The organism is Kineococcus sp. TRM81007 (assembly GCF_022669155.1).
Classification (GTDB): Bacteria; Actinomycetota; Actinomycetes; order Actinomycetales; family Kineococcaceae; genus Kineococcus.
Genome location: NZ_JALBVB010000058.1, coordinates 48607 through 58177, shown reverse-complemented (window position 1 = coordinate 58177; position 9571 = coordinate 48607). Strand labels below are relative to the sequence as shown.

Here is a 9571-nt window from a genome sequence, read left to right as displayed (position 1 = left end):
GCGGGCACCAGGCCGGCGACGAGCTGCTCAAGGCCGCCACCGCCGCCTGGAGCGACTCCCTGGCCGGGAGGGGGTTCCTCGCCCGCTGGGGCGGGGAGGAGTTCGCCGTCCTGCTCGCCTCGACCGACGAGGAGGACGCCCTGCGGCGCGTGGACGCCCTGCGCGCGGTCGTCCCGCACGGGCAGACCTGCTCCGTCGGCGTGGCCCGCTGGGACGGCACCGAGGGACCGGCAGCGGCGCTCGCCCGCGCCGACGAGGCCCTGTACGCCGCCAAGACGAGCGGGCGCGACCGCCTCGCCGTCGCGCCCGAGCTGTGCTCGCGCAGCACCGGCACCGAGGCCGCCGCCCGCTGACCCGGCGCGGGCGGCGGCACGGCACCCGCCGGTGGCAGACTCGCCACCGTGACCACCAGCACCCCCGCCGGCCGTACCCGGCACGACGTCGCCCGCCTCGTCGACCACACGCTCCTCAAGCCCGAGGCCACCGCCGCCGACGTCCTCGCGCTGTGCGCCGACGCCCGCGAACTGGGGGTCCTCGCGATCTGCGTCTCCCCCTCGATGCTCAGCGTCGCCCGCGGCGAGGCCGTCGAGGGCCTCGTCGTCGCCACCGTGTGCGGCTTCCCCTCCGGCAAGCACCTCAGCTCGGTCAAGGCCGCCGAGGCGGAGGCCGCCGTGCGCGACGGCGCCCACGAGGTCGACGTGGTCATCGACGTGGGCGCCGCGCTCGCCGGGGAGTTCGACGCGGTGCGCGCCGACGTCGCCGCCGTGCGGGCGGCCGTGCCCGCCCCCGGCGTGCTGAAGGTCATCGTGGAGTCCGCCGCGCTGCCCGACGACGTCCTCGTCGAGGTGTGCCGCGCCGCGGAGGCCGCCGGCGCCGACTTCGTGAAGACCTCCACCGGCTTCCACGCCACCGGCGGCGCCACCGCGCACGCCGTGGAGGTCATGGCCGCAACCGTCGGCGGGCGCCTGGGCGTGAAGGCCAGCGGCGGCATCCGCGACACGGCGAGCGCGCTGGCGATGCTCGACGCGGGCGCCACGCGGCTGGGACTGTCGGGGACGGCGGCCGTGCTGGCCGGCCTGGACGACTGACCCGGCGCGGGACGCGGAGGAGGATCGGCGTGAGCGACGACGTGGACGAGGACGTGGCCGCCGGCGGGAACGGCGGTGACGACGGCATCGAGTGCTGGCTGACCGACATGGACGGGGTGCTCGTCCACGAGGAGCGCGCCCTGCCCGGTGCTGCGGAGTTCCTGCAGCGCCTGACCGACACCGGCCGGCGGTTCCTGGTGCTGACGAACAACTCGATCTTCACCCCGCGCGACCTGGCGGCCCGGCTGGCGCGCAGCGGCATCACCGTGCCCGAGGAGGCCATCTGGACCTCGGCGATGGCCACCGCGGACTTCCTGGCCCGGCAGATGCCGCGCGGCTCCGCGTACGTCATCGGCGAGTCCGGCCTGACCACGGCCCTGCACGAGGCGGGGTTCATCCTCACCGACACCTCCCCGGACTACGTGGTGCTCGGCGAGACGCGCACGTACTCCTTCGAGGCGATCACGCGGGCGATCCGGCTCATCGAGGGCGGGGCGCGGTTCATCGCCACCAACCCCGACGCCACCGGTCCCTCCGCGGAGGGGCCGCTGCCGGCGACGGGCTCGGTGGCCGCGCTCATCACGCGGGCCACCCGCGCCGAGCCCTACTTCGTCGGCAAGCCGAACCCGATGATGTTCCGCTCCGCGATGAACCGGATCGCCGCGCACTCGGAGACGACGGCGATGGTCGGCGACCGCATGGACACCGACGTCGTCGCCGGCATCGAGGCGGGCCTGCGCACCTTCCTGGTGCTGACGGGCTCCACGCGCGCCGAGCAGGTGGAGCGCTACCCGTTCCGCCCGCACCGGGTCGTGGACTCCGTGGGCGACCTGGTGCCCCTGGTCTGAGGACCCGGGCGGTGCGGGGACCGCCGGGTCGACCGCCGGATCAGCCGTCGGCGCCGAGGACGTGGGCCATCACCCGGTGCCCGCGCGCCTCGGCGGTGCGGCTCTGGCGCTCCAGGCTGCGCGCCAGCAGCAGGTGCGCGTACCCGTCGGCGGGGGCGCGGCGCACCAGGTCGCGGGCCTGCTCCTCCGCCTTGCCGAGCATCGCCGCGCCGAAGTAGGAACGTGCCAGGAGCTCACGCAGGGCGCGGTCTTCGGGGTTGCGCTCCAGCAACGGTTCCAGCGCGGCGACCGCGTCGGTGAAGCGGCGCTCGTCGAACGCCGTGCGGGCCAGTTCGAAGCTCAGGAGGTCGACGATCACCCGCTCCACAACGGCGCGCGCGGCCGGGCGATTCCGCCGGACGGGGTACGCCCCCTCAGGGGCGGGCGCCCGGCGGCCGATGCACGGGACCGTGACGGGGACGGCGACCGCGCGGCGACCGCTGCGGACAGTGGTGGGTGCGCTGCTGCCCGAGGGGCGGCGCCTGCCCGACGAGGTGTGGCGGAGCCGGCACCGCGCCGTCCTCGTCCTCGCCGCGGCGCAGGCGCTGGTGCTGCTGCCGCTGGGGCTGCTGCTGGGTCACCCCCTGCCGCACGTGCTGCCCCTGGTGGTCCTCGTGCTGGCCCCCCTGGCCGCCGCGCTGCCGCGGCGGTGGGGGCGCGCGGCCAGCTCCGCCGCGGCCACCACCAGCCTGTTCGCGGCCTCCGCGGTGCTGGTGGACCTCACCGGCGGCCTGATCGAGTCGCACTTCCACTTCTTCGTCATGGTCGGCGTCGCGGCGCTCTACCAGGACTGGGTGCCGTTCGGCGTCGGCCTGGGCATCGTGGTGCTGCACCACGGCGTCCTGGGCACCTTCCTGCCGCACAGCGTGTACGACCACCACGACGGGATGTCGAACCCGTGGGGCTGGACGGCCCTGCACGCCGGGTTCATCCTCGCCGCCAGCTGCGCCCACCTGGCCTCCTGGCGCCTCAACGAGCAGCAGAGCCTGCACGACACCCTCACCGGCGTCGCCAACCGCACCCAGCTCGGCGAGGTCCTCGAGCGTTCCCTCGCCGACGGTCGCGGGACCGCCGTGGTGCTGCTGGACCTGGACGGCTTCAAGGCCGTCAACGACCTGCGCGGCAGCGCCGTCGGCGACGAGGTGCTGCGCGCCGTCGCCCAGCGGCTGCGCGGCGGCGCGCGGGCCGGCGACCGGGTGGGCCGCCTGGACGGCGACGAGTTCGCCGTCGTGCTGGACGGCGCCGGCGGCGAGAACGCCACCCGCGCCGCCGCGCGGTTCCTGGCCCTCGTGCGCGAGCCGCTGGCCGTGGACGGGCAGGAGCTCACCGTGCAGGCCAGCGGCGGCGTCGCCGACAGCGCCACCCTCGACGCGGCGCAGGGCGCCGCGGGGGGCGGTGAGCAGCTCCTGCGCAACGCCGAGCTGGCCGTGCAGCAGGCCAAGGCCGCCGGCGGGGACCGCGCCGTCACCTACGCCGAGGCGATGGGGCAGGCGGCCACCGACCGCGCCCTGCTGCTGGAGGACCTCGCCGGCGTGGTCGAGCGCGGCGAGCTGGAGGTGCACTACCAGGCCACGGTGGAGCTCGACGGCGGCGCCACGGAGGGGTTCGAGGCCCTGCTGCGCTGGCGCCACCCCCGGCGCGGGCTCGTCCCGCCCCTGGAGTTCGTGCCGCTGGCCGAGAGCAGCGGGCACATCGTCGCGATCGGCACGTGGGTGCTGCGCACCGCCGTGCTGCAGGCCGCGCGGTGGTCGCGCGAGCAGGGGCGCCCGGTGACGATCGGCGTGAACCTGTCCGCGGTGCAGCTGGCCGGCGACGAGGTCGTCGACGTGGTCGCCGGTGCCCTGCGCGACTCCGGCCTGCCGGCGCGCCAGCTCACCCTGGAGATCACCGAGAGCCTGCTGGTGGGCGACTTCATCGGCACCGCGGCACGGCTGGAGAGGCTGCGCGAGCTGGGGGCTCGCATCGCCATCGACGACTTCGGCACCGGCTACTCCAGCCTGTCCTACCTGCGGCGGCTGCCCGTGGACATCGTCAAGATCGACCGCTCCTTCGTCGGCGACCTCAGCGGCGGCGGCTCCGCGACCACGCTGGTGGCGAGCATCGTGGAGCTCGCCCGCAGCCTCGGCCTGGACGTCATCGCCGAGGGCGTGGAGACCGAGCAGCAGGCCGGCGCGCTGCGCGCGCTGAACTGCGGGCTGGCGCAGGGGTACCTGTACGCCCGGCCGGTCAGCGCCGGGCAGGTGCGGCTGCCGGCCACCGCGAACCCGGCCACCGCGAACCCGGCCACCGTGCGCTGACCCCGCCGGTGCGCCGCACGGGGTCCACCCCCTCAAGCGGCACCGGCTGCGCGCCGATGCACCCCGCGCACCCTTCGAGCAGTGGAGGAGCCGCCGCGCGCACCGGTGCGCGCGGGCGCCGACGCCGATCGAGGGGACCCCGCCGTTGACCAGCAACCGGGTGGCGCTCGCCGTGTTCTACGGCTCGGGCGGAGCCCTGCTGCTGCTCGTGGCCGCCTGGCCCGTGTGGGCGGCCGTGGACCGGCCCACGACCGCAGCGCTGGGCGTGCTCGCCACGGCGGTGTCCGCGGTCCTCGGCCGCGCGCGGCGCCTGCCGGTGCTGCCCGAGCGGCTGCTCGTCCTGGGCGGGACCGTGATCGTCGCGCTGTCGGTGCGCGCCGTCGGCGGCGGCCCGGCCAGCACCGCCGTCGCCGTCTTCGCCGGGTGGGTCGTGGTGTACGCGGCGCTGTTCCTGCCGCCCGTGCGGGCCGTGCTGCACGCCGCGGCGGCGCTGGCCGCGTCCGGCGCGGCGCTGGCGTCCGTGGGACCGGTGGCCTCGGCGCTGCTGCAGACCGTCCTGCTCGCCACCACGGCCGCCTCCACGGGGGCCGTCGTCGCCGCCCTGACCCGCCGCGCCCGCGAGGCGGCGACCACCGACGCCCTCACCGGGCTGCTCAACGAGGCCGGCCTGACGCAGGTCGCGACCCGCGACCTCGCCGGGGTCGACGAGGGCTCCCCCGGTGCGCTGCTGCTGCTGGACCTGGACCGCTTCGGCGAGCTGAACCAGGCCCTGGGCCGCGAGGGCGGCGACGACCTGCTGCGGCAGGTGGCCCACGCGTACCGGCGCGCGACGGGGCGGCACGGGCACGTCGCGCGGCTGGGGGGCGACGACTTCGCGCTGTGGCTGCCCCGGCTGCCGCAGCCCCTGCGCGGCTGCTCGGTCGCGGAGCTGACCGACCGGCTCGCCGACGCCGTCGCCGCGCACGACACCGGCCCCTTCGAGGTGGCCGGGGTCCGGGTGGACGTGGACGTCACCGTCGGCGTGGTCCTCGCCCCCGTGCACGGCACGGACCTGGGCACCCTGATGCAGCGCGCCGACACCGCCCTGCACGCGGCCCGCCGCGCCGACCGGCCCGCGCTGACGTGGGAGCCGGCGATGGACGAGCGCACCGCGGACGGCGTCCAGCTGCACGCGCAGCTGCGCACGGCGGTGGCCGAGGGGCAGCTGCGGCTGCACTACCAGCCGCTGGTCGAGGCGCACAGCCGCCGGGTGCGGGGCGTGGAGGCGCTGGTGCGCTGGCAGCACCCCACCCGCGGGCTGCTGCCGCCGGGGGCGTTCCTGCCGGAGGCCGAGCGGACCTCGGTGATCGTCGCCCTGACGGACTGGGTGCTGGGCGAGGCCCTGGACCAGGCCGCCGCCTGGTGGCGCTCCGGCAGGCCGCTGCGGGTGTCGGTGAACCTCTCCGCCCGGCTCGTCGCCCACGACGGCCTCGTGGGGCAGGTGCTCACCCACCTGCGGCGCAGCGGCGTGCCCGCGGACCTGCTCGTGCTGGAGGTCACCGAGTCCGCCGTCACCACCCAGCCGCGCCGCGCCGCCGCGGCGCTGGCGGAGCTGCGGGCGCTGGGCGTGCGCATCGCCCTGGACGACTTCGGCACCGGCTACACCAGCCTGGCGATGCTGCAGGACCTGCCCCTCGACGAGCTGAAGGTGGACCGCCGCTTCGTGGCCGGCGCCCTGCGCGGCGGCGGCGACGAGGCCATCGTGCGGGCCGTGCTGGAGCTGGCGCACCACCTGGACCTGGAGGTCGTCGGCGAGGGCGTGGAGGACGAGGCGACGCGGCGGCTGCTCACCGAGCTCGGCTACGACCTGCTGCAGGGCTACCACTTCAGCCGCCCGGTGCCGGCCGATGAGGTCGCGGCGCTGGACTTCGCGCCCGCCCCGGCCGCGCACGCACCGGCCGCCCCGGAGGTGGAGGTCGTGCGGGCCCGCTCCGCGGAGCGCCACGCGCTCGCCGCCGGCACCGGCGACCCGGTGCTGCAGGAGCTCACCGCGGTCGCCGCGCGCGCCACCGGCACCCCCGTGGCCATGGTCACGCTCGTCGGCCACGAGGACCAGCACGTGCCGGCCGCCGTGGGGGTCGGCCCGCACCGGCTGCCGCGCGAGCAGGGCGTGTGCCACCACGCCGTCGGCGGCGACGTCGTCGAGGTCCCCGACGTGTCGGTGGACGCCCGCTTCCGCGACCTGGGGTACGTGGTCGGCGGGGACCCGGTGCGCTTCTACGCCGGGGCGCCCGTCACCGACGCCGCGGGCCGGGTGCTGGGCACGGTCTGCGTGCTGGACCGGCGCCCGCGCACCCTGACGAGCTCGCAGCGCGACGTGCTGCGCGGGCTGGCTCGCGCGGCCGGCGCCCGCTTGACGTCCCTCGCCGACGCCACGGCCGACGCCACGGCCGGCACCCCCGGCTGACCCCGAGCCCCGGACACCTCGATGATCTTGCACGCTTGCGCACTCGACCGCGCAAGATCACCGAGGGTGGGGCGGGGGGGTGGAGCAGGCGGTCAGGCCCAGCCGAGCTCGTGCAGGCGCGCGTCGTCGATGCCGAAGTGGTGGGCGACCTCGTGCACGACGGTCACCCGCACCTCCTCCACGACGTGCTCCCGGTCCCGGCAGACCGCCAGCGTCGGGCGGCGGAACACCGTGATGCGGTCCGGCAGCGCACCGGCCGCCCACCAGGTGCCGCGCTCGGTGAGCGGGGTGCCCTCGTACAGGCCCAGCAGGTCGGACCCGAACCCCTCCGGCGGGTCGTCCTCGACGAGGACGACGACGTTGTCCATCGCCCGCGCCAGCTCGGCGGGGATCCCGTCGAGGGCGTCGGCCACGGCGTCCTCGAACTCCTCGTGCCCCATGTCGACCACGCCGGCAGTCTCCCAGCGCCCTCAGCAGCAGCGGGAGGAGACCGCGCCGGCGCGGGCGTCGGCGCGGCGCCGCTCGAACTCCCGCCGCGTCAGCGGCGGGTGCCCGTGGGCGGCGCACTCGGCGAGGTACCGCTCCCAGCGGGAACGGCCGTCCACCTCCCGCAGGTACCAGCGCAGCTCCTGCACCAGGCGCCTCACCGCAGGACCTCCTCGCGGCCGGCGGCCTCCCGCTGCTCCTCCGCGGTCGGGAACAGCCCCGCGGGCTCGCGCAGCCGGGACGGCACCGCCGGCACCTCGGTGGTGGGCAGGGAACCGGCGCGCAGGGCTCGGGCCACGACGACGGCGGCGTTGACGGCCACGACGATCACCAGCAGCGCGAACACCGCCTGCAGGACGCCGTTGACGGTGGAGTTCGTGACGACCTGCTGCATCTGCCCGGCGTCCTGGGCGGCGCCGAGGAGCCGTCCGGCGTCGAGGGCCGCGCGGTAGGCGTCGGCCTGGGCGAAGTAGCCGATGGCCGGGTTGTCCGAGAACACCTTCTGCCAGCTCGCCGTCATCGTCACCACCAGGTCCCAGGCGAGCGGCACCGCCGCCACCCACGCGTAGCGGACGCGGCCGTGCTTGACGAGCAGCGTCGTCACCAGCGTCAGCGCGATCGCGGCGAGCAGCTGGTTGGCGATGCCGAACAGCGGGAACAGCTGGTTGATGCCGCCCAGGGGGTCGGTGACCCCCGCGTAGAGGAAGTACCCCCAGGCGCCGACGACGACGGCGCTGGCGATGAGGTTGCCCGGCCGCCACGACAGGTCGCCGAACCGCTTCCACACGTTGCCGATCGTGTCCTGCAGCATGAACCGGCCCACGCGGGTGCCGGCGTCGACGGCGGTGAGGATGAACAGCGCCTCGAACATGATCGCGAAGTGGTACCAGAACGCCTGCAGCCCGCCGCCGAACGCGGACTGGAAGATCTGCGAGATGCCCAGCGCGAGGGTCGGCGCCCCGCCGGTGCGCGAGACGATGTCCTCCTCCACCGCCTGCGCGGTCGCGGTCAGCGTCTCCGGCGGGGTGGTGATGCCGATGCCGGCGAGGAACTGCGAGGCGGACTCGGCGGTGCCACCGGTCGCGCCCGCCGGGGAGTTCATCGCGAAGTAGACGCCCTGGTCGATGACGGAGGCGGCGATGAGGGCGCTGATGGCGACGAAGCTCTCCATGAGCATGCCGCCGTAGCCGATGAGGCGGACCTGGCGCTCCTTGGCGATCATCTTCGGCGTCGTGCCGGAGGCGATGAGCGCGTGGAAACCGGACAGGGCGCCGCAGGCGATGGTGATGAACACGAACGGGAACAGCGAGCCGGCGAACACCGGCCCGTTCCCCTCGCGGGCGAAGGTGGTCACCGCGTCGTTGGCCAGGACGGGGCGGGCGATGAGCAGGCTGACGGCCAGCAGCACGATGACGCCGACCTTCATGAACGTCGACAGGTAGTCGCGCGGGGTCAGCAGCAGCCACACCGGCAGCACCGAGGCGACGAACCCGTACACCACGAGCGCCAGCACGAGCGTCTCCTTCGACAGCGTCAGGCTGTCGGAGATCCCCAGCTGCTCGACGTAGCCGCCGCCGACGATGGCGGCCAGCAGCAGCACCACGCCGATGCCGGTGGCCTCCAGCACCCGTCCGGGCCGCAGGTAGCGCAGGTACACGCCCATGAACAGGGCGATGGGGATCGTCAGGGCGATGGAGAACACGCCCCACGGGGACTCTGCCAGGGCGTTGACGACGATGAGCGCCAGCACCGCCAGGATGATGATCATGATGGCGAACACGGCCACGAGCGCGGCCGCGCCACCGACGGGGCCGATCTCCTCGCGCACCATCTGCCCCAGGCTCTTGCCGTCGCGGCGCATCGAGAAGAACAGCACCGTCAGGTCCTGCACGGCACCGGCGAAGATGACGCCCACGACGATCCAGATCGTCCCGGGCAGGTACCCCATCTGCGCGGCGAGCACCGGCCCGACCAGGGGCCCGGCACCGGCGATGGCGGCGAAGTGGTGCCCGAACAGCACCCGCCGGTCGGTGACCTCGTAGTCGACGCCGTTGTGCAGGCGCTCGGCGGGCGTGGCGCGCGAGTCGTCGGCGCGCAGGACGCGGTAGGTGATGAACCGCGCGTAGAAGCGGTACGCGATCGCGTAGGAGGCGAGCGCGGCGAACAGGATCCACAGCGCGTTGACGGACTCCCCGCGCGCCAGCGCCAGGACCGTCCAGGCGACCGCGCCGACGAGGGCGACGAAGCTCCAGACGGCGACCGAGCGGGCGGTGGGCCGGCGGCGGGTGCCGCTGTCGTTCGGGGTGGGCACAGCGGTGGACACGACCGCCTCCTCGCGGGACGTCCGGGTGGTTGCCGCCCGATCAT

At 75.5% G+C, this 9571-nt stretch carries 9 protein-coding genes; 5 read left to right on the top strand and 4 right to left on the bottom strand.

Annotated elements, in window-relative coordinates:
• The 3 genes from MN205_RS18795 to MN205_RS18785 form a co-directional block, all read left to right on the top strand.
• Window positions 1-353: GGDEF domain-containing protein (locus MN205_RS18795; protein WP_242129943.1), on the top strand; the 353-nt coding region annotated here is incomplete at its 5' end.
• 48 nt (window positions 354-401) lie between these two features.
• A complete protein-coding gene (gene deoC / locus MN205_RS18790; protein ID WP_242129942.1) occupies window positions 402-1088 on the top strand; it encodes a deoxyribose-phosphate aldolase in 687 nt (228 codons plus the stop codon).
• 107 nt (window positions 1089-1195) lie between these two features.
• Window positions 1196-1936 carry an HAD-IIA family hydrolase gene (locus MN205_RS18785; protein WP_255820756.1) on the top strand — a complete coding sequence of 247 codons (741 nt, stop codon included), beginning with the start codon at window positions 1196-1198 and terminating at the stop codon, window positions 1934-1936.
• A gap of 40 nt (window positions 1937-1976) precedes the next feature.
• Here the strand turns inward: MN205_RS18785 and MN205_RS18780 are convergent, their stop codons facing one another.
• The gene (locus MN205_RS18780; RefSeq protein ID WP_242129940.1) at window positions 1977-2294 is read right to left on the bottom strand and encodes a tetratricopeptide repeat protein; all 318 of its coding nucleotides are present in this window, start codon (window positions 2292-2294) and stop codon (window positions 1977-1979) included.
• A 91-nt stretch (window positions 2295-2385) separates the two neighbouring features.
• Here MN205_RS18780 and MN205_RS18775 point away from each other — a divergent pair, with 91 nt between their 5' ends.
• The gene (locus tag MN205_RS18775) at window positions 2386-4272 is read left to right on the top strand and encodes a bifunctional diguanylate cyclase/phosphodiesterase (RefSeq protein ID WP_242129939.1); all 1887 of its coding nucleotides are present in this window, start codon (window positions 2386-2388) and stop codon (window positions 4270-4272) included.
• A gap of 145 nt (window positions 4273-4417) precedes the next feature.
• A complete protein-coding gene (locus MN205_RS18770; RefSeq protein WP_242129938.1) occupies window positions 4418-6718 on the top strand; it encodes an EAL domain-containing protein in 2301 nt (766 codons plus the stop codon).
• A 92-nt stretch (window positions 6719-6810) separates the two neighbouring features.
• Here MN205_RS18770 and MN205_RS18765 read toward each other — a convergent pair whose 3' ends face one another.
• From MN205_RS18765 to MN205_RS18755, 3 genes are read right to left on the bottom strand one after another with little or no spacing between them, the layout of a single operon-like run.
• On the bottom strand, window positions 6811-7158 hold the full coding sequence (locus tag MN205_RS18765) for a metallopeptidase family protein (protein ID WP_242129947.1): 348 nt from the start codon (window positions 7156-7158) through the stop codon (window positions 6811-6813).
• Between the two features lie 30 nt (window positions 7159-7188).
• The gene (locus MN205_RS18760) at window positions 7189-7365 is read right to left on the bottom strand and encodes a CstA-like transporter-associated (seleno)protein (protein WP_242129937.1); all 177 of its coding nucleotides are present in this window, start codon (window positions 7363-7365) and stop codon (window positions 7189-7191) included.
• The gene (locus tag MN205_RS18755; protein ID WP_242129936.1) at window positions 7362-9527 is read right to left on the bottom strand and encodes a carbon starvation CstA family protein; all 2166 of its coding nucleotides are present in this window, start codon (window positions 9525-9527) and stop codon (window positions 7362-7364) included. Before MN205_RS18755 ends, MN205_RS18760 begins: the two co-directional genes overlap by 4 nt.
• Window positions 9528-9571 lie beyond the last annotated feature (44 nt).

Excerpts from the sequence above, each read along its gene's own strand:
- MN205_RS18785 (WP_255820756.1), top strand. The coding sequence starts at position 1,196 with ATGGACGGGGTGCTCGTCCACGAGGAGCGCGCCCTGCCCGGTGCTGCG.
- MN205_RS18765 (WP_242129947.1), bottom strand. The coding sequence starts at position 7,158 with ATGGGGCACGAGGAGTTCGAGGACGCCGTGGCCGACGCCCTCGACGGG.